Raw genomic sequence first — 18,499 nt, 5'->3', positions numbered from 1 at the left:
AGGTTGCGGCAGAGCGGAAAGGAATCCGGTCCGCCGCAAGGCCCTTACCAGCGGTAGTGCGAGAAGGCGCGATTCGCTTCCGCCATGCGGTGCGTATCTTCGCGCTTCTTGACCGCGTTGCCGCGGTTGTTCGCGGCGTCCATCAGCTCGCCCGACAGACGCGCGGCCATCGTGTTCTCCGAACGGGCGCGCGACGCGCCGATCAGCCAACGGATGGCCAGAGCCTGGGCACGCTCCGGACGGACTTCGACCGGGACCTGGTAGGTCGCACCGCCGACGCGGCGCGAACGGACTTCGATGCCCGGCTTGATGTTGTTCAGCGCATCGTGGAACACGCCGATCGGATCGCGCTTGGCGCGCGTCTCGACGGTTTCCAGGGCACCGTACACGATGGCTTCGGCCACGGACTTCTTACCGTCCAGCATGACCGAGTTCATGAACTTCGACAGGACCACATCCCCGAACTTGGGATCCGGCAGGATTTCCCGCTTTTCGGGACGACGACGACGAGCCATTCTCGTATTTCCTTACAAAACTTCAGCCTTTGATGGTCGAGGAGCCTCAATTGAGGCCCGACCGGCTTACTTCGGACGCTTCGCGCCGTACTTCGAGCGGGACTGCTTGCGATCCTTCACGCCCTGCGTGTCGAGGACGCCGCGCAGCACGTGGTAGCGCACGCCGGGAAGGTCGCGCACACGGCCGCCGCGGATGAGCACCACCGAGTGCTCCTGCAGGTTGTGGCCTTCGCCCGGGATGTACGAGATGACTTCGCGGCTGTTGGTCAGACGGACCTTGGCCACCTTGCGAAGGGCCGAGTTCGGCTTCTTCGGGGTCGTCGTGTAGACACGGGTGCAAACGCCGCGCTTCTGCGGGTTCTGCTCCATTGCAGGGACCTTGGACTTGGCCTTCTGCAGTTCGCGGCCCTTGCGGACCAGCTGGTTGATCGTCGGCATTGAAGCCTTCACCTTTCCATGAGGTTACTTTGCTGGAGCCATCACAGCACTTAGGAATACAAAAAGGGGCCATCGCGGCTTGCGCCCGGCCCATATTCGCATCCAGCAATGTTCAAGCTTGCCCGACGGACATGTCCCGATTCCCGAGAAATCCCCTTCGTGCAGCGGCGGCCTATACGCGGGAGTCGCCCTGGGGTCAATGTCGCCGCCCCGCGCCGCTCCCGACGCATCGGGCGAGCGATTCCGCGAAAATAGTGAAACAGCCTATTGCCCTGCCCGATCAGCCGGGCTAATGGCGGCCGCCTCGCAGGAGTGTAGCTCAGTTGGTAGAGCATCGGTCTCCAAAACCGAGGGCCCACGGTTCGAGTCCGTGCACTCCTGCCACTTTTCTGTCGTAGCACGGTATAAGTGCACGCATTTGAACGCTAAGTCGTACATCGCCGTCGCTTAGGAACTTGCACAAGTCACGCCTAATTTAAAGGCATGCGAAAAGCGCTCCGATAAAAGCGGTGTGCTCTTTCTGTGTGAATGAGTGAATCGCCTGTCAGGACGTTGGCGACATCACATTATCGCCGGCGTTTCATGGTTGACGGGATCGGTGGATCGACGATCATATCGCCATGTCCGACCCTTCAGCATTCCGATCGACCGCCTCTGTGGCGCATCACCTTGCCAAGGTGGTGGCAAAAACTGTCGAATTGGAGACGACGCAGTCAGGGCTTCGAGGGTCATGCCCTTTCCACCCGGATGCGACCCGTGGCCTCTACGTTCACAACGGCCGCTTTCACTGTTTTTCGTGCGGCGCGGGCGGGGACGTGGTCGACTGGTGGATGCGGCTCCATCGAGCCGACGAAGAGACTGCGGCAGCATATCTCACGCGAGGCGCATCCGGTGACGGCGCCGATCACGACAAAAAGCCTTGCTGATCGGACCGGACGGCCGCTCAGCAAGGCTTCGGATGACGCAAATACCCTTGGCGTGTCTCAAGTACGTCGAGGCTTCGTCGCCGCCTGGTACAAGCGTCGCCTAAGTCTGCGGTGACCTAGATGCTACAACCAGCCCGAGCAGGTGCTGCGTGAATGCATCGCCTCCCTTGCTGTAGGCCATGCGTCCCCAGTGATCCCAATTGTCGACCCTCGCCGCGATCCAGGCGAACAGGTTATCGCGCACGCTCTGGTCATCGAACGCCAGGGACCAAGTCACCCGCCTGACCGGCATCCTGGCGGGACTTCCGCTCGCCATCGAGGTCAGGGTGATCGCGTGCGACTGCCCCACCGTCTCGCGCGCGAAGACGTGACGCCGCAACCCGATCGCGCGCTCGAAATTTTGCAGCGCCTGTTCCCGGTCCCGATCGGACGCATCGCGCGAGGCCGCGACCGCCGCCGCCATGACGTCCGCAATGGGCAGATCCTCCCACTCCGGGTCGCGGGTCGCGATCAGCATCATGAGCACCGACCGGCCCTCGGGACTAAGATCGTCCGTCGACCCGCGCTGCAGCAGACCGACCGTACCAAGCCAGCACATATAGAAAGTCCGGAAAACCGGATTGCCGCGGAAGAGATCAAATCGGCGTTCGCTTTCACCACATTCTGCCATATCGACAGACAGCAGGACCCGGAGGAGGAACTCGAGCTGCTCCCGTAAGGCGTACGTGTCGGGAAGACCCAACTCGCCCCGCCAAAAGGCATCACGCACCGACGTCCACTTGCGGCCATCCTCGTCCTCGAAATGAGCGCCGTTGGCTCGCAGCCACCAGCCCCACGGCAGCTCGCCCGGCCGATGCCGCTCCCTAGCTGTCGCCATCATCCGACACTCGGCTCGAGGCCGATGGGCGGGAGCGGCGGCCCGTCGCGGGCCGGAACCGGGCAACCGTCACGGATCGCGGCGAGCTGCGCCGCGAGATTGCGGATTTCCCGCACGACATATCCGTCGTCGCGGTACCTTGCATCGATCCCGGCGCCGATCAGGCTCTGGCGATCACCCACGCGGCTCGCCAAGCCGATCTTCATCGCGACGGCCGTCAGCGCGGCGACGATGAACGGCACGGTGCGCATCGAGCACAGTACGGCGAACAGCATCCAGGACGCTGTCGGGCGGATAAGCGCGGCAATGGCGGTCGCCATCACGACGGCGAAGCCAAGCGGATCAGAATTGCTGAAAAGCGTCACGATCATGCCCGGGGCGATCAGAAAGAAGCCGCCAAGGATGAAGATCGGGACGAACGGAACGGTCTGTATAGGCATGGCTCAGCCCTCGAAGGCCAGCATCGATCCCGTCGTCGTGGCCATCCCGGCCAGCATGTCCATGTACTCGGCTTGATTCCCGATCATCGTCGCCTCCCTGGTGGAAGGACGCCACCCCAGTCGGCGGCATCCCGTGGAACGGGATGCCGGCCCCCTGAGCCGGGTGTTGGAAACCTGAATTGGAACAGGCGCGGAAACTTGTGGGTTAGCTGCTGCCCAGGCGACGGCGAGAGGCGTATCCTTTTTCGGTCAACGGTGACGGGAAAGGAGCAGGTCATGTCGAAGAAGATCGTGGCGCCGGCCTATGTCGCGGCGATGGCGCGGGCGGAGGTGGATCCGGCGTCAGCGCGGTTCTGGGTGGAGCTAGACATCGGGTTCAAGAGCACGGCGGTGTGCGTCGTGGATGTCGATGGTGCGGTGGTCCACCAGGTGTCGATGAAGAGCCATGCGACCGAGATCGGCCGCTATGGGAAGATGCAGTTCAATCGCCCCCAAGCCTCATCAGATAGCCAAAACAACTATGAAAATCGTTACCATAAAGTATGCACAAGTTAATGTACTTGTCGGACATCCAGATCAGACTAAGACTCGACGTAGCGCTTCCGAGCCAGATGATTAGAAATACCATTGATTCGGAAGCGCTGTGCCGGCTATATCAGCACGCCTTTTTGATCATTACCCTCCGACCACACCGTCAAAGATCGCTTGGCCGCCTTGCCAGTGGCCGTATTGAGGCTGATATCCATGAATGTCAATTTGAAGAGCTTCGGCAGCACTTGCGCCGAAGTCATCTGCATAGGCCTCGTTGTCACCAAAATAACTGCTGTCGGCATAATCTTGATGTATATGTGTCTGGCCATTTTCCTGTGTTAGCCATCGCTGCTCGTCTTGTTGATTTGAAAAGCCGTACTGATTGAGGTGGCCTAACTCGTGCAGCATGATGCCATTCATGCCACCATTTCCAAAAGCTCCCCAACCTTTTCCTGGTGCAAATTGCGAGTAATCTAAGTAATCAACATGATTCGGGAAGTCAGATGCTCCGACGCCAGATGGATTCATCTTTGACGGATTGTCCGTGATTACGAACTTATTATTTGCAATGGTTGTATAAAGAGCGAAACCCGACATCTTTTCCCCGTCCGGAAACTGGAACTGGGCATTAGGATTTGCCTTTGCCGCGTCGGCTAGTCGAGCGAGCGTTGCCGCTACATTTTTAGCACTCTCAATGGCTTGAGCTTGGTGCTCAGCCGACACTTGAACAGAAACGTTGATGGTGGTTGGAGTATTTGGCGCGGCAGATGTTCCTGCTGGTATTGTATCTGGAGGACCATTATCTGTTCTCCACGTTTGGGAAAACTGCATTGATGTATCTCCGGTCTCAGCCTGAGCAGTCACAACGATTTCTGGGTTCGCTTCCACGTCTAAGATCCCTCACATCCACGTTGTTACAGTTTTGGCCTTAACGGGACTTAATAATTCTACATTTTTTCCATTAAGCATTATCGATGCATATATCTCTTTACCAATTACATGTCTCTCCCCTTTGTCGCTAAACTGTATCTTGAATTCATAGGCATTGCCCATCTCAAGATTGTTAATGGCGATATAAGATATATTTGATGGATTCAGATCCAAATAGTATCCACCAGCGCACTTGCTGTCGACATCCCTGGAAGATACGCATATCCTCTTACCGTATCGCGCCAAAATCATTTTGGAAATATTTAGCGCCCTCCACAAATCAATACTACCTGAGTATCCAAAGTAATTCTGTACATCATTGTTGTTACACGGCTTGCCCCTGTGGAGAGTACGCCAATCGTAAAATTTGTAAAGATGACTAGATTTTACCGAAGACGCCTTCATTGGAATATTTGATGGCAAAAGCGCAGCGTCTTTTTCGGCCGGTGATAGTTCGACATCATATTGATCAGCGATACAGCCACCGTTAGGCAGTGATTCTGCTGAAGATATGAGTGTCAAGCGAGTGAGATTGGTTATGGCCCTAGTTCCGATTGGGCGGAATACGAATTTTATATCTTTATGCCCGGAAGGCAAAATTCGGTCCGCTACCTCTTGAGGCGAAAGTTCAAGCGCCTCCCTCGCGCTTATGGCAGAGGGTGCAGCTACAACCTGCAGAGCCCCAATTAATGAAATAAAGTTCATGTTCGCTGGCGCCCTCGCATATATTCCAAAGGTCATACTTAAAATTTAGCTGTTATCGAAACATAGTACTTTAAAATTACAGAATAAAGATGCAATAATTTATGCACCATGAGGCTGTCATTCTATAAAATTTTTCATGATAGCAGCATGTTAAATGTAAGGCCCGATCATTGTCAGGAGGTGCGTACGGTTAGGATGGCGACGTTTGATAGAAATCTGGCGGTGATTTAATCGCAACGGGCTTCAGCGCAGCCGCAGTTGCTGAGGCGGCAGAAGGCATTTCCTATCAGGCATCAGTCACATAGGGCGGTTCCTATCTGATTAAGCCTGCCCAGAGTTGCAGGAACGGCTTCAGCGCCACAGAGCTAATGGCGCAGCCGGTCGGCATCGTAGCCTTGTCAGCAAGGAGTTAGCGCATGCGAGCAGCGCATTTGAGAAGCGACGTCGCCGCCCTGCACGCCACTGACATTGCCGGCGGCGAGCATCAGGGCATCGGACGACTGATGACATCGGTGAGCATGCGGACCTTGTTCATCTTGTTCATCCAGCCACCGCGCGAGCGACCGGTTGCCTGGATCTGGCGCCCCCTTTTCCGCGAAAGGCGGCGCGTTGCGCCCTGATGCAGGAGCTGCCGATCGCGATACTCTTCGTGACCACGCTAGCATACACCAATGGATCAAGCAGCTTGAGCCAAGAGAAACGGCACGACCAGCGGTCAAACTGGTTATAGATCGTCGTGGATGGCCTGTAATCGATCGGGCAGTACACCAGCGGTAGCCGACCTTCCGCACATGTCCGATCCTGGAAATCACCCGCTGGTCGTCTATCCGCTCGGCGCCGGGCTGGTTCTTCGGCAAATGCAGTCCGATCGCTGCTCACGCTTCATAGACAATCAGAACAGCGCCATGCCCCACTAATGCTGAACCATGCATCAGTGAATCAAGAAAAATCACCACTCAACGTGCTGATTGGGGTCAGATCCTAGCTACACTAAATGCAGGACACATATAATTTTTTAGGCGACAGGCTATTTGTCATAGGGCGGCATTATAAGATCAACTCATGACAACCACTGAACACAGGGCGGAAGTGAAGCAATCTCTGACACTTCAGTCTGCAATTCTCGTGTTAATAGGTCAGGCAACATATTGATTATGAACATGCATTCTGCGATGGCGACATGCTGGCGTCATTTTTTTGCTGCAGCGATTTTCAGCGCGCTGGTCAATGTCCTGTACGTCGTGCCCACCATCTATATGCTGCAGGTGTATGACCGGGTCGTCCCGACACGGGGGCATCAGACGCTGTTCTTCCTGACGCTGTTCCTGCTGTTCTCGCTGGCAACGCTGGCCTTGCTCGATCGCGTCCGCACGCGTCTGCTGGTTCGCGCCGGGGTTCAGATGGATGCGGTGTTGGCGCCTGCACTGCTCGACGCTACGCTGGGGCGTCCCGACAAGCCGGTCGCGCGCCAGGCGCTGCGCGAATTCGACAATCTGCGCCAGACCTTGAGTGGTCCGGGGGTGCTTGCGCTGTTCGACGCACCATGGATGCCAATCTATGTGCTGATTTGCTTTCTCGTCCACCCGGCGCTGGGTATCGTCGCACTGGCCGGGGGCGGGGTGCTAGCGCTTATCGCGTGGCGGAGCGAGCGGCGGAACAAGCCGATGCTCGAGCACGCACAGTCGGCCGCGGCGAACAGCTATGCCGGGCAGGGCGCGCTGCTGAACGGCGCCGAGCCAGTTCGTGCCTTGGGGATGCGCCGCGCTATGGTGTTGCGCCAGCTGGCCAGCCGCAACAAGATGCTGTCGCTCCAGACCGAGGCCGGTCTGGCGGCGGGCAACTATATGACCATGACCAAGTTTGTCCGGCTGGCATTGCAGAGCCTGGCGCTGGGTCTGGGGGCGCTGCTCGCCATCGACAATCTGATCTCGGGTGGTGCGATCTTTGCGGCCTCTTTCCTAATCGCCCGTGCACTCGCCCCCATCGAACAGATCATCGGCAACTGGAAGGGGCTGCTCCAAGCGCGCAACAGCTATAAGCAATTGGGGGAGCTGCTGGCCGAAACCGACACCGGGCCGGTCAAGACCCAGCTGCCTGCCCCCCGGGGTACGATCCTGCTCGACAGCGTGACCGTGCTCAACGATACGCGGGAGATCGCGATCGTCGCGGACGTCAGCATTGCCCTGGAGTCTGGCGAGGTCGTCGCAATCATCGGCCCCAGCGGAGCGGGCAAGTCGACCCTGGCGCGGGTGATCGCCGGCGCTATCCGCCCCAATCGCGGCTGCCTGCGAGTCGATGGCACCGACACAGCCGACTGGGACCCGGAACGTCTAGCCCTCCATATCGGCTATCTGCCGCAGGACCCAACGCTGTTCGCCGGGACCATCAAGGAAAACGTCGCCCGCTTCGCGACGGAACTGCCCGGCGCGGATCTGGAAGCCATCGACGAAGCCGTCATCCGGGCTGCAGATCGCGCCCAGGCGCGGCCGCTCATCCAGCAGCTTACAGGTGGGTTCGACTATGAACTGAAGCCCGGAGGACGCGGACTGTCGGCTGGCCAGTCGCAACGGATCGCACTGGCACGGGCGATGTATGGCGACCCCGCCATCCTGATCCTGGACGAACCCAATGCACACCTGGACAGCGAAGGAGACGCCGCGCTGGTCCAGTCGATCGACCATTACAAGCGGGCCGGGCATACGGTGATCATCGTCAGCCACAAGCTGGGTATCTTGCCCGTCGTCGACAAGTTGCTTGTGATACGGGCGGGCCGCGTCGAGCTGTTCGGGCCGCGGGACGAGGTCCTGCAGAAGATCGCGCCTTCGCGTCCCCGCCCCGTGACCACTGTTCCTGCGAGCGCCTGACCATGACCAGCATAACTACAACCACCATCTCGCACCTGCCCGCCAACCCCGGTCGGGACATTCGCAACGGCACGATCATCGCCGTGATTTTCTTCGTGCTGTTCCTGGGCGCGGCGGCCTTCGTACGGCTCGATGCTGCCAGCTATGCCGAAGGCGTGCTAACCGTGGAGGGGCAGCGCCAAGCGGTGCAGCACCGAGATGGCGGCGTGATCGAGCGGATTTATGTTCACGAGGGCCAGCGTGTCACCCGAGGCGCGTTGCTGATACGGCTGTCGGCACCCGAGGTTCAGGCGTCGGAGCGCGCGATCGCCTCCCAGGCCATTGGCCTGCTCGCGCAGCGAGCCCGGCTGCGCGCGGAGCAACTGGGGCAGTCCAGCTTGGCGATACCTGCGGAATTGGCCGCTTTTCCCGCCAGTGACGCATCGGAAATCACGCTTGCGATGCGCTTGCAGACCAACGAGCTAAAAGCGCGAGTGGCTACATTGGCCGCGCAAACTGATGCACTAGGTGAGCGCAGCGCGCAATCCCGGGAACAGGGCAAGGGCTATGGCGAGCAGGTCGTGTCGACCACCGATCAGCTGCGCCTGATCAACGCCCAGATCGAATCGCTACAACCGCTGGCGGCCAAGGGCTTCGTATCCAAGACCCGGCTGCGCGAACTCGAGCGGGTGCGCGCCGAGTTGCAGGGGCAGCGCGGGCAATTCGTCGCCAATGTCGCCCAGACCCGCGAGGCGAGTCAGGAAAGCCGGTTACAGCGGCTTCAGGCCGAGCGCAGCTTTGCCGAGCGGACTGCAGCTGAACTTCGCGATGTCGAGGTCCGGTTGGGCGATGTCCTTCCTCGGCTGGGTGCAGCGCGTGAGCAACTGGCCCGCACTGAAATCCGCTCGCCCGCGACCGGGGCCGTTGTCGGCCTCACCGTCTTCACCCCGGGCGGCGTCATCATGGCCGGACAGAAGCTCATGGACATCGTACCCGAGGAGACCCGGCTGGTCATCCAGGCGCGGATCTCGCCCGATGATGCCGATGATCTGTCCATCGGACAGGAGGCCCGCGTGAAATTTCCCGGCTTGCACGAACGCAATCTCCCCGACTTGAAGGGCCAGCTGACACGCCTGTCCGCCGACAGCTTCACCGATGAGAAGACCGGCGTGAGCTATTATACCGCCGAGGTCACGGTGCCCGTCGAGGAGCTGAAGATCCTGTCATCTCTGCGCGGCGGAAAATTCCAGTTGCGCGCCGGCATGCCCGTGCAAATCCTAGTTCCCCTCCGCCCGAGAACCGCCTTGGATTACGCTTTGGAACCTCTTGTTGGGAGCTTCTGGTCTTCGTTTAGGGAGCATTAATTGCGTTACCGGGCTGATCGAAGATCGCCACACGTCGAGCAGGCGATAGGATGGTCTTGGTTGGCATCAGCTTCCTGCTCCTCACGAAACAGGAATGCGGGCCTGTTCATGAAGCATGGACCAGAAGACGGGGGATGCGACAGAATTAGGTTCGTTGGAGGAGCGATCCCGTTCCGTCACGCGAAGGGGCGTATATGTGACGCATATCCGTTACGCGCGGGCATCCAACGCGGACGGCAGCCACGTCCACGATCTTCAGCGCGATGCGCTGATTGCGGCCGGCGTCGATCCCGATCCTATCTATGACGACAGTGCATCGGGTCGGCTTGGCAGCGGCCCGGTCTCGATGGCGCGGCTGACCACGACCAGATCGCCATCGGCGATGCCCGCGTCGGTCATCGAGTGACGCGCATCACATAACTCACGGCCGGCTGACCGATCAGCCAAGCGGCAAGATCAATCGGCTGATTCAGGACGCCCTGGGCAGGAGACGGCAAGGCGATGCTCGCCGGCGTACCCTTTGTGATCGCCGAGGGCGATGGTCCGATATTCCAGCGCGTGTCCATCGAACGTGTCGACATGCTCCGGCTCTGCCGGTTGCAATTCGACCATGCCGCGTGGCCGGATCACTTTTCCAGCGAGGTTATCTTGGAGGACGCCCTGGAGATTCTGAATCTCACTTCGAAGCACAGGGACGTCGTTTTCTCGAAGCGTGTCATCGGCAGAATGCCGAAGCGCATCGCCCTCAATGACGTGCTCGACCTTGCGACAGTCTACGTTTCCACGACGGAGCTGATGGCGCGAACCCGCAAACCGCCGCTCACCGTCCGGAACTTCTTAAACGATAGTGGCCTCGAACAGCCCTACCCCGGATGCTGGAAACGGATGAGTGCGGAAGAGCGGCTGATACTTGCCAGCTGGAACGTCAGCGAAACACCTCCGGCGAGCAGAGATGATTTATGAAACGGGGCGGTTCTTCCAAGAGCTTAGAAAATCCCTTTGCAGACATCGATAGAAATCCTTGCTTTAGTCTCAAGGATCCGGACTCGGCTCTGCCCGGCATTCTGCTTGCTAAGGCCTTCCGGCAACCACGCCGGCTTGGTGGCAAATCAATCATCACACCCCTGCCGGGCCACCGTCGGGATTCGGAAAAGTCAACATCCACCACTCACAACCTGATCTGGCCCCCGTTTCACCGGACGGATTCAGGCGGTTGCAGAAACCAGTGCGCGATGTTCGCGCGGTGAACGCATTTTGAGCCCTGAATGGGGGTGGTTGTCGTTGTAGTCCTCGATCCATCCGGCAAGCGATGTCAACGCGGTGGGAGCATCAGGCAGCGGCGAGACGCGGACGTAATCGCGCTTGAGGGTATGAACGAAGGCCTCCGAGATGCCGTTGGACTGCGGGCTGCGAACGGGCGTGAAGCAGGGTTTGAGGCCCAGCTGCCGGGCAAAGGTGCGTGTTTCGCGGGCAGTATAGGCCGAGCCGTTATCGGACAGCATCTCGACCGGCACGGGCGCGCGCATACCGCCGAAGCGGGTTTCCACGGCTTCCAGCATGATGTCGCGCACGTCCGAGCCGCTGATGCCCGCATTGGCGATCGCGCGCCAGGCGATGATCTCGCGGTCATGGGCGTCGATGATGAAGGCGCCGCGCACGACCTCGCCGTTCCAGCAGGTGAACTCGAAGCCGTCCGAGCACCAGCGCAGGTTCGAGCGGATCGCCACCACGACGCCGTCATGGCCATAGTCGGCCCGCTCGGTGTAGCGCCGCGCCAGCAGCAGGCGGTCCGCGGCCATGATGCGATAGACGCGCTTGTGATTGACCGGCGCCAGTCCTTCGGCGCGTTGCTGTCGATTGAGGACTGCCGCGATGCGGCGGTAGCCGTAGGTGGGCCGCTGCGCGGCGATCTGGCGTATGCGGGGCAGCAGGTCCGCGTCGTCGGCCTTGGCGTACGGCCCGCGCGTCCGGGTGCGGCCGGTCAGGCGGTCGTACACCGTCGAGCGCCCGACCCCGAGCGTCTTGGCGACCAGGCTCACCGGATAGTCTCCGGCAACGGCGAGTGCATGAGCAAGCTCGCTTTTTTTGGGCGTGAGCGCTCCAGCGCCTCCTTCAGGATCTCGACCTCCAGCGTCTTGCGGCCGAGCTGGCGCTCCAGTTCGCGGATGCGGGTCTCCATCTCGCGGACCTGGCGATTGCTGGTCACGTCGTCGTCGCCGGCGACCGCGACGCTCCCGCCCTCCAGCATCAGCCGCCGCCAGCGGTACAGCAGGTTCGGCGCCACGCCGTTGCGGCGTGCCACCACCGATATGCTCTCGCGACCATCGAGCGTCTCCTCGACGATCCTCAGCTTCTCAGGCGTGCTCCAGTGACGGCGACGACCGCCGTCGGTGATGATTTCGGACACGGACATAAGCCTATGCTTAGGGGATAGCCCCAAGCCTCCTTCTTAGGCTTGAATCCGTCCGGTCGAAATGGGGGCCAGCTCACAACCACGGCGTAACGCCCCGTCTGAATGCCACGCAAGCCGTAGTGACAGCATCGCAAAAAGATGCGATATGGTGCGACATGGCAGAACGTGCTGAGAACAAGGCTGAGCATTATCCCGGGGGCAAGGGGCGGTCGTATCAGCACGTCATCAATCTCATGCCTCCCCACCGCCGCTACATCGAGAGCCACGTCGGCGGCGGGGCGGTCCTCCGTCGGAAGCGGCCCGCGGCAGAAAGCATCATCATCGATTTAGACAGAACCGTCACGGATCGATGGCAGGCAAGGAACATGAAGAACGTCGTGGTTAGGAACGGGGACGCTCTGCGTATCATACCCGAGCTCGACGTCTCGCAAGACGATTTGATTTATGCAGATCCACCGTACCTACCGGCGACCCGGCGAACGCGCCGGTACTATCGCTACGACTACGACGAGGCAGACCATGTCGCTCTGCTGAACCTGCTGTCAGGGCTGCCTTGCAAGGTGGTACTGAGCGGGTATCGCAGTGACCTGTACGATCGACATTTAGCCGGATGGACCCGCACTGACTACACTGCACTCACTCACAATGGCCTAGTCACGGAGTCGGCCTGGACCAACTTTCAGCCTGGATCCGTCCTCCACGATTATCGCTACATAGGAAGCGACTTCCGCGAGCGCGAAGCCTCGAAGCGCCGGAGGGAGAACCTCTTTCATCGTATCGCGACGGTCGATCCAGTCGAACGCAACGCCGTACTCGCTGAGCTAGCCGCCACCCACCCAGAGGCCGTCCTGCAGGCCGCTCGGAGGATTGCCGCATGAGCATGCAACAACCATCTGTCCGCATGTCGACCGGTCCGCGCCCGGCCGTTCCGCGCGGGATCGTGGGCACTTGGACGAACGAAGATCTCCATCTGTATCTCGATCGCTGCCAGGTGGACACGCCGGACCGGCTGGTTCAGGCGACCTGGAACCACATCCTGGAGCGTCGCGACAAGGTCGGATCAGTTGTGGACTTCGGCGCAGGTGATGGGCGCTTCGCGCATCATGGCCGATACGAAAGCTATGTCGGCTACGAAATCGACAAGGACCGCTCTCGGAACGCTAAGTTGCCCGCCAACGCCAAGCTGGTTCACCGCTGCGCGTTCTCGCGCGACGTCACCGATGCATCGGTCTGCATCGGGAATCCGCCCTTCGTCCGCAATCAGGACCTGCCGCTCGGTTGGCGGACCGAAGTTGCCTCGAAACTGCACAAGCGGGCTGGCATATCTATTTCAGGCTTGGCGAATGCTTGGCAGTACTTCTTCCTCCTGTCTATTGTTAGCGCCGCCGAAGACGGTCTGGTAGCGCTCGTCATTCCCTATGAGTGGGTTTCGCGACCGTCCGCCGCGCTATTGCGGGACTTCATTCACGCCCAAGGTTGGGAGGTCGATGTCTACCGCCTTGTCGATGCCGCTTTCGACAGCGTGCTCACGACCGCGTCGATCACAATCGTCGACAAGGCTGCGAAGACTGGCACTTGGCGGTATTTCGAGGAGAATAGCGACGGGTCATACCGCCCCCTAAATTCAGCCAGCGGATCCTCGCTCGGCTATCTACCCTATGAGTCGGGACGCAAGGTCTGCAACGAAACCCCTCGGGCGATACGCGGCCTCAGCCCGGGAACGCAGAAGGTATTCACCCTCACTGAGGCCGAGCGCTGCCGCTTTGGCCTCCGGATCGAGGAGGACGTCGTGCCGTGCGTGACATCGCTGCGCGGCGTCGGCGCCAGTGGTGAGATTCTTGATGAGGTCACGTTCAACCGCCTATTCAGACAAGAGGGTCGACGTTGCTGGCTTATCCGAGCAGACCGAGAACCCTCCCGGCAACTTAGCGACTATTTGCAGTCAGTGCCTGAATCGGACTACCAGACGGTCACGTGCCTTCAGCGGGATTCATGGTGGAAGTTCAAGATGCCCAGCGTTCCTGAAATCCTGATTGCGACCAGCTTCAAGGGCGGGGCCCCCAAGTTCGCGCTGAACCGTATCAGAGCACGTGCGGTCGGCGGCGTAGCGGGCATTCATCATCTCTCGCCTTCGCAAGAAAGCGCATTCTCATACGCTATTGCGGAACTGGACATTCGCGATCGGATCGTCGCGCATGCGAACGGCCTGCGGAAGATCGAAATCAATCAGCTTAACGCCCTGTTGACGGGCATCGTCGCATCAGCTGAACAATGACCGAGAAGATCCTCGTTGAAGGCACAATCCCATTTTCGATCGAGGCTCGCATCCTGCGCGAACTCGGCGAACGGCTGGTCAAGGAGCCCGAGGTAGCTATCCTCGAGCTGATCAAGAACGCCTACGACGCAGACGCCAGCAACTGCTCCATATCCCACGACTACCCCAATCAGATTGTGGTTCAGGATGATGGCGTCGGCATGACCTTCGAGCGGTTTCGCGATGGCTGGATGCGGATCGGCACCAGTTCCAAAGAAGGGGACAGCCTGACCGCTCAGTACGGCCGCAGAATCACCGGCGAGAAAGGCATAGGTCGCTTCGCAGTACGCTTCCTCGGTATGACGCTGACGCTTGATTCCGTCTGCGACGACCCGGAGCGGGGTGTACGCACCCGTCTGCGCGCGACTTTCGACTGGGCGTCTTTCGATCGACATCAGGATCTCGGAAAGACGGAGGTGGATTTTGTCGTCACGCAGGTTGGAAACGATGTTCCGACTGGTACGATGCTCACCATCGGCGCACTGAGGCCAAGCTCAAGGCACATCCGCTGGAAAGACATCGGCACCGGATCCGTCAACGTCGTCTCCGCCGCGCGCGCGCTGCCCCCGCCTCCCGACTGGCAGCAGCTTGATCGCCGATCCACGCGCGATCCCGGTTTCTCGATCAGGTTGAAGGTCGTCGAGGAGGACGGCGAGATCGACCTGTCTGGCGAGATACTCGAGCATTACGTCCTTCGCGCAGTCCTGAGACTTGACGGCACCGCGCTCGAGCTGAAAGTTTATAAGGGCGGGGGCGATGAGCCCTTCGTCAGTGTCACCGACGAGTATGTCAACGACATCGGCCGAGTGTACGCTGATATCCGGTTCTTTCCCCGCAGGCCGGGGACATTCGAGGGGGCGCTCGTTGACGGTCGCAAGGCCTACAACTGGGTTCGCAGCAACAGCGGGGTGCTGGTGTTCGACCGGGGATTCCAAGTTAGGCCATATGGCGTCGAAGGCGACGACTGGCTGAGCCTTGTCGCCGATGCTGCGCGGAATAGGCGTGATCCGGAGTCAACGATATCGAAGCATCACTTCGGAATGACAAAGGCCGTCGCCGCCGCTCCTTCGGAAAACTGGATGTTGCGACTGCCTGAGTCGGCCCAGCTAATAGGCGCAGTTCATGTAGAGGGTGCTCGAAGCAGCGTAACGGACGATAGCGGCCTTCATGCCGCCGCGGATCGAGAGGGCTTCGTCATCAACAATGCCTTCCTGCAACTGAAGGACATCGTACGTGGCGCGGTCGAGGCGATCGCCTATGCGGATCGCCGCCTTCAGCAGGCGCAGGCCGACGAGAAGGCGGCCGCCGAGCTTCTGAAGAGCCGCGGCGAGACTCAGCAAGCGATTGAGGAGATCGAGGCAGATCCCAACCTCTCGCGACCGCAGAAAAACCGCATCGTCGCGATGCTGGTTGAGAGCCAAGAACGCGTCGAACAAGCCGATGATCACAACAAGGAAAAGCAAAAGCAGCTGGAGATCATGAGTCTTCTGGGCGTGATTGCCGGCTTCATGACCCACGAATTCGGCGTAGCGATAGGCAGCCTCAAGGAAGCTCAGGCAGAGTTAGATAACGTTGCGAAAGAGCTACCTCAGTTCGCCGACCGAGCCAAGGCATTTCGGCGCCATGCAACGACACTGCAAAACTTCGTTTCCTATTCACGTGCCTACGTTGAAGGCGCAAAGATCAAGCCCACCAAGCCGTACCGCTCGATTCCTCGCCTACGGCAGGTCGTCAAGGTATTCGGCGATTATGCGCGCGATCGCGACATAGAAGTTGAGATCGGTGTCGAGCCCGAAGTCATGGTGCCGCTAATACCAGCGGCGCTGTACAATGGCATCGCCCAGAATCTATTCACCAACGCCCTGAAGGCAGTGACAGCGAAGGATGGCGGTGAGAAACGCATCGCGTTCAGAGCCTGGAACGACAAAGGATATCACCATCTTCAGGTCTCAGACTCTGGTGTCGGCATCCCCAGCCCTGTGAAAGCCAAGATCTTCGATCCGCTCTTCACTACCACGGAATCCCGGAACGATCCGCTTGGGTCCGGGATGGGATTGGGGCTAGCACTTGTACAGCGCGGCGCCGAAGCCTTCGGGGGCAAGGCGCAGCTCGTAGCGCCTCCACCGGGCTTCACAACCTGTATGGAAGTTCGTTTTCCCCTCGATTCCTGAGGATTACAACCTTGACCGACATTGGTGCGGAGAGGGACTTCGTCCTCCTCATCGACGATGAAGAAACTCAGATGAAGAGGCTCACCGACGCCGTCGAAGCTGCGCTGGCGGGCACCGGCGTCGCGGTGCGCTGCTGGATGCCCCGGCCAGAGGACAAGGGCCTCGAACGGCTAGAGGCACTCACAGCCGAAAAGCCGCTGCTGGCAGTGACGGATTACGACCTGACGCGGGGCGGCAAGACCGGTCTGTTCGGATTCAGCATCGTCGCTTTCGCACAGAAGGAGGCAATCCCTGTCGGCGACTATTCTAGGCAACTGGGCGCCCTTACTGACGAACCCGACGTGTTCGAGTTCCGCCTTCCTGACAATGCCGACCAAGCCGCGCCAATAATCGCGTCGGTTGCGCTTGGTTTCCGCTGGATCCGCGACCAGCTTTTGGCAAAGCTCGAGCTTCTGGACGACGGAAGCCCCGCCTCGCTTTTGGCCGATCTCCTAGGACAGCCGGACGTGGGATCTGCCTTTTCCCTTTATAGTTCGCGCCTAACTTCCGGCAACTCCGCGCTTATTCAGATGCTGCGGAATGCGACAGGACATCGTGATGAGGTCCGCGTGCGGATCGCCTCCTATGTGGCCGGCCATCTCCTCTTCAACTCGATCATGCGCTATCCTGGGCCCATCCTTCATTCCGACGCGCTGCATGCATATTTCGCTACTTCGCCTACCCCGGACGCTGAACTAGACTCCCTCCTTGCTGCCTCCAAGTACGATGGCCCGTTCTCAGCGATCGGCCCATTTTACTGGCAGACGAAGATTGATGACATCATCGAGAAGCTCGCGGTAAAAAAAGAACTTTCGCTTGGTCAGCACGATCCGGACGAAACGTTCGACCAGTTCCGACGTCGAGTGGCAGAGATTGCCCTCAACCGCCAGATGGAGCGACATGACTGTGCGCGATGCGGTGGCGAGCGTGGCGGCTACTGGTGCCCACTTACGAAGCGTCCCGTCTGCGACAGATCCGACTGTTCCGTGCCCTCAAGCAGCTGGATCCCCGAAGGTGCCTATCTCACTCGCGTAGAATGTGACTTCTACGAAGAGTGGGCGACATTGATCGGCCTCTGACGGTGGCCTCAAACCTGTTCGCGCTCAAGCGGCTGATCGACAATGCTTGGCGCGACTTCCAGGCAAAGCTCAAAATCATGGCTCCGAGCTGCGCGGTACGCCCCAGCCGAGTGGACGAGATATTCCACTACGTGGATGGCGATCCAATCGTAGTGACGATTAGGCCGGTAACGTTCCTTTTGAAAGAGAAACCTGAACATACGCGCCCCTTGCTATACGCCGTGGTCGAAGGACTTATTCACTTTCAAATAGAACCTGAAGGAAATTTCAGGGCTATAGAATCCAAGACTAGGGTTGGCTATTTCGTGAAGCGCAATAGCGAGCTTGCGCACGTTTTCGGAGTGCACCACGATTTCGACGCTACACACGTAGCACACCCGGTGTTCCACTCACAGATGGCTCCGATGAAGGAATACCGCGAAAACATTAACGAGGTCTGGAAAGAACGCTTCGAAGACGTAACAAATCATGTCGCAAATGTTCTTACAAACGTTCGTATCCCATCAGCCCAAATGGATGCGTTCGCCGTGTTTCTTCAGCTGTGCTCGGATCATCTTGTTGGCCCAAAATCCGGTAGGATCGAGATTTCCGCCTATCGCGCCGTTCTTCAGGCCTGCAGCTTCTACCAGAGCGCTTATCCTGCTATCCCAAGGCTGCGGACCGCGATCGATCAAACATGCTTTCGACCGCACCACTGGTATGATGGTTCGATTTTACCTTCAGCTAACCACGGGACTACCACGGCAGTTTAGACGCAAACGCCCCCCTCACATCGATTCTCGATGGCGGTCATCTCGCGCGCCTCATGCGCATCTCGACCAATGCAGCTTCCTGACCACCTTGCTCGCCAGTTTCGACCCGCAGTCCGGTAAACTCGCAACGCCGAATCGGAGCCTGAGCACTTCCTGATCTTA

General features: G+C 59.3%; 19 protein-coding genes and 1 tRNA gene. 13 read left to right on the top strand and 7 right to left on the bottom strand.

From position 1 onward, the window contains the following. Positions 1–44: 44 nt before the first annotated feature. Positions 45–515, bottom strand: coding sequence for a 30S ribosomal protein S7 (rpsG, locus tag QE385_RS14465; protein ID WP_007406077.1), 471 nt, complete (start codon positions 513–515; stop codon positions 45–47). A gap of 66 nt (positions 516–581) precedes the next feature. Next, a complete protein-coding gene (rpsL, locus tag QE385_RS14460; RefSeq protein WP_007406072.1) occupies positions 582–953 on the bottom strand; it encodes a 30S ribosomal protein S12 in 372 nt (123 codons plus the stop codon). Between the two features lie 308 nt (positions 954–1,261). On the opposite strand from rpsL, the gene QE385_RS14455 reads away from it, so the two are divergent. Both QE385_RS14455 and QE385_RS19875 read left to right on the top strand, forming a co-directional pair. Further along, positions 1,262–1,337 (top strand) — tRNA-Trp (locus tag QE385_RS14455). A 236-nt stretch (positions 1,338–1,573) separates the two neighbouring features. Beyond that, on the top strand, positions 1,574–1,879 hold the full coding sequence (locus QE385_RS19875) for a CHC2 zinc finger domain-containing protein (protein ID WP_367113509.1): 306 nt from the start codon (positions 1,574–1,576) through the stop codon (positions 1,877–1,879). 100 nt (positions 1,880–1,979) lie between these two features. Here the strand turns inward: QE385_RS19875 and QE385_RS14450 are convergent, their stop codons facing one another. Together QE385_RS14450 and QE385_RS14445 are read right to left on the bottom strand one after the other, a co-directional pair. Then, positions 1,980–2,759, bottom strand: coding sequence for a hypothetical protein (locus tag QE385_RS14450; RefSeq protein ID WP_307102992.1), 780 nt, complete (start codon positions 2,757–2,759; stop codon positions 1,980–1,982). Then, positions 2,756–3,196 (bottom strand): hypothetical protein, encoded by a 441-nt coding sequence (locus QE385_RS14445; protein WP_307102990.1) that lies wholly within the window; start codon positions 3,194–3,196, stop codon positions 2,756–2,758. Before QE385_RS14445 ends, QE385_RS14450 begins: the two co-directional genes overlap by 4 nt. A gap of 276 nt (positions 3,197–3,472) precedes the next feature. Between QE385_RS14445 and QE385_RS14440 the strand changes: the two genes are divergently transcribed. Next, the gene (locus tag QE385_RS14440) at positions 3,473–3,751 is read left to right on the top strand and encodes a hypothetical protein (RefSeq protein ID WP_307102988.1); all 279 of its coding nucleotides are present in this window, start codon (positions 3,473–3,475) and stop codon (positions 3,749–3,751) included. 120 nt (positions 3,752–3,871) lie between these two features. Here the strand turns inward: QE385_RS14440 and QE385_RS14435 are convergent, their stop codons facing one another. Both QE385_RS14435 and QE385_RS14430 read right to left on the bottom strand, forming a co-directional pair. Beyond that, positions 3,872–4,615 carry a hypothetical protein gene (locus tag QE385_RS14435; protein WP_307102986.1) on the bottom strand — a complete coding sequence of 248 codons (744 nt, stop codon included), beginning with the start codon at positions 4,613–4,615 and terminating at the stop codon, positions 3,872–3,874. Positions 4,616–4,627: 12 nt separating this feature from the next. Beyond that, positions 4,628–5,398 (bottom strand): hypothetical protein, encoded by a 771-nt coding sequence (locus QE385_RS14430; protein ID WP_307102985.1) that lies wholly within the window; start codon positions 5,396–5,398, stop codon positions 4,628–4,630. A gap of 380 nt (positions 5,399–5,778) precedes the next feature. Here QE385_RS14430 and QE385_RS14425 point away from each other — a divergent pair, with 380 nt between their 5' ends. The 5 genes from QE385_RS14425 to QE385_RS14405 all read left to right on the top strand — a co-directional run bounded on the left by QE385_RS14425 (position 5,779) and on the right by QE385_RS14405 (position 10,532). Beyond that, positions 5,779–5,982, top strand: a complete 204-nt coding sequence (locus QE385_RS14425; protein ID WP_307102983.1) for a hypothetical protein — start codon at positions 5,779–5,781, stop codon at positions 5,980–5,982. 534 nt (positions 5,983–6,516) lie between these two features. Beyond that, entirely contained in the window at positions 6,517–8,226 is a 1,710-nt protein-coding gene (locus QE385_RS14420; RefSeq protein ID WP_307104739.1) for a type I secretion system permease/ATPase, read from the top strand. Between the two features lie 2 nt (positions 8,227–8,228). Further along, positions 8,229–9,569: an HlyD family type I secretion periplasmic adaptor subunit gene (locus QE385_RS14415; protein ID WP_307102981.1), complete on the top strand. Its 1,341-nt coding sequence runs from the start codon at positions 8,229–8,231 to the stop codon at positions 9,567–9,569. Positions 9,570–9,765: 196 nt separating this feature from the next. After that, positions 9,766–9,975 (top strand): hypothetical protein, encoded by a 210-nt coding sequence (locus QE385_RS19870; protein ID WP_373424671.1) that lies wholly within the window; start codon positions 9,766–9,768, stop codon positions 9,973–9,975. A 95-nt stretch (positions 9,976–10,070) separates the two neighbouring features. Beyond that, positions 10,071–10,532, top strand: coding sequence for a hypothetical protein (locus QE385_RS14405; RefSeq protein ID WP_307102979.1), 462 nt, complete (start codon positions 10,071–10,073; stop codon positions 10,530–10,532). Positions 10,533–10,774: 242 nt separating this feature from the next. On the opposite strand, the gene QE385_RS14400 is transcribed toward QE385_RS14405, so the two are convergent. Next, positions 10,775–11,982, bottom strand: a protein-coding gene (locus tag QE385_RS14400; RefSeq protein ID WP_307098189.1) for an IS3-like element ISGbe2 family transposase whose coding sequence is annotated in 2 segments (ribosomal slippage) — positions 10,775–11,658 and positions 11,658–11,982 — 1,209 coding nt in all. Because the reading frame shifts where the segments join, the coding sequence is not laid out codon by codon here. Between the two features lie 155 nt (positions 11,983–12,137). Between QE385_RS14400 and QE385_RS14395 the strand changes: the two genes are divergently transcribed. The 5 genes from QE385_RS14395 to QE385_RS14375 are packed head-to-tail and all read left to right on the top strand — an operon-like array spanning position 12,138 to position 18,337. Continuing rightward, positions 12,138–12,860 (top strand): DNA adenine methylase, encoded by a 723-nt coding sequence (locus QE385_RS14395; RefSeq protein WP_307102977.1) that lies wholly within the window; start codon positions 12,138–12,140, stop codon positions 12,858–12,860. Continuing rightward, entirely contained in the window at positions 12,857–14,257 is a 1,401-nt protein-coding gene (locus QE385_RS14390; RefSeq protein ID WP_307102975.1) for an Eco57I restriction-modification methylase domain-containing protein, read from the top strand. Before QE385_RS14395 ends, QE385_RS14390 begins: the two co-directional genes overlap by 4 nt. Beyond that, positions 14,254–16,467 (top strand): ATP-binding protein, encoded by a 2,214-nt coding sequence (locus QE385_RS14385; protein WP_307102974.1) that lies wholly within the window; start codon positions 14,254–14,256, stop codon positions 16,465–16,467. Before QE385_RS14390 ends, QE385_RS14385 begins: the two co-directional genes overlap by 4 nt. An 11-nt stretch (positions 16,468–16,478) precedes the next feature. Then, positions 16,479–17,585 carry a hypothetical protein gene (locus QE385_RS14380; RefSeq protein WP_307102972.1) on the top strand — a complete coding sequence of 369 codons (1,107 nt, stop codon included), beginning with the start codon at positions 16,479–16,481 and terminating at the stop codon, positions 17,583–17,585. Further along, complete coding sequence (locus tag QE385_RS14375; protein ID WP_307102970.1) at positions 17,561–18,337, top strand: hypothetical protein; 777 nt, start codon at positions 17,561–17,563, stop codon at positions 18,335–18,337. The genes QE385_RS14380 and QE385_RS14375 overlap by 25 nt, the downstream gene beginning before the upstream one ends. Positions 18,338–18,499 lie beyond the last annotated feature (162 nt).

Source organism: Sphingomonas sp. SORGH_AS_0950 (assembly GCF_030818415.1).
GTDB lineage: Bacteria > Pseudomonadota > Alphaproteobacteria > Sphingomonadales > Sphingomonadaceae > Sphingomonas.
This window is presented reverse-complemented; position numbering and strand designations above follow the sequence as displayed.

What these genes read in the sequence shown, in the direction of transcription:
- rpsG (WP_007406077.1), bottom strand. Translation starts at nt 515, where the DNA reads ATGGCTCGTCGTCGTCGTCCCGAAAAGCGGGAAATCCTGCCGGATCCC.
- rpsL (WP_007406072.1), bottom strand. Translation starts at nt 953, where the DNA reads ATGCCGACGATCAACCAGCTGGTCCGCAAGGGCCGCGAACTGCAGAAG.
- QE385_RS19875 (WP_367113509.1), top strand. Translation starts at nt 1,574, where the DNA reads ATGTCCGACCCTTCAGCATTCCGATCGACCGCCTCTGTGGCGCATCAC.
- QE385_RS14450 (WP_307102992.1), bottom strand. Translation starts at nt 2,759, where the DNA reads ATGATGGCGACAGCTAGGGAGCGGCATCGGCCGGGCGAGCTGCCGTGG.
- QE385_RS14445 (WP_307102990.1), bottom strand. Translation starts at nt 3,196, where the DNA reads ATGCCTATACAGACCGTTCCGTTCGTCCCGATCTTCATCCTTGGCGGC.
- QE385_RS14440 (WP_307102988.1), top strand. Translation starts at nt 3,473, where the DNA reads ATGTCGAAGAAGATCGTGGCGCCGGCCTATGTCGCGGCGATGGCGCGG.
- QE385_RS14430 (WP_307102985.1), bottom strand. Translation starts at nt 5,398, where the DNA reads ATGACCTTTGGAATATATGCGAGGGCGCCAGCGAACATGAACTTTATT.
- QE385_RS14425 (WP_307102983.1), top strand. Translation starts at nt 5,779, where the DNA reads ATGCGAGCAGCGCATTTGAGAAGCGACGTCGCCGCCCTGCACGCCACT.
- QE385_RS14420 (WP_307104739.1), top strand. Translation starts at nt 6,517, where the DNA reads ATGAACATGCATTCTGCGATGGCGACATGCTGGCGTCATTTTTTTGCT.
- QE385_RS14415 (WP_307102981.1), top strand. Translation starts at nt 8,229, where the DNA reads ATGACCAGCATAACTACAACCACCATCTCGCACCTGCCCGCCAACCCC.
- QE385_RS14405 (WP_307102979.1), top strand. Translation starts at nt 10,071, where the DNA reads ATGCTCGCCGGCGTACCCTTTGTGATCGCCGAGGGCGATGGTCCGATA.
- QE385_RS14395 (WP_307102977.1), top strand. Translation starts at nt 12,138, where the DNA reads ATGGCAGAACGTGCTGAGAACAAGGCTGAGCATTATCCCGGGGGCAAG.
- QE385_RS14390 (WP_307102975.1), top strand. Translation starts at nt 12,857, where the DNA reads ATGAGCATGCAACAACCATCTGTCCGCATGTCGACCGGTCCGCGCCCG.
- QE385_RS14385 (WP_307102974.1), top strand. Translation starts at nt 14,254, where the DNA reads ATGACCGAGAAGATCCTCGTTGAAGGCACAATCCCATTTTCGATCGAG.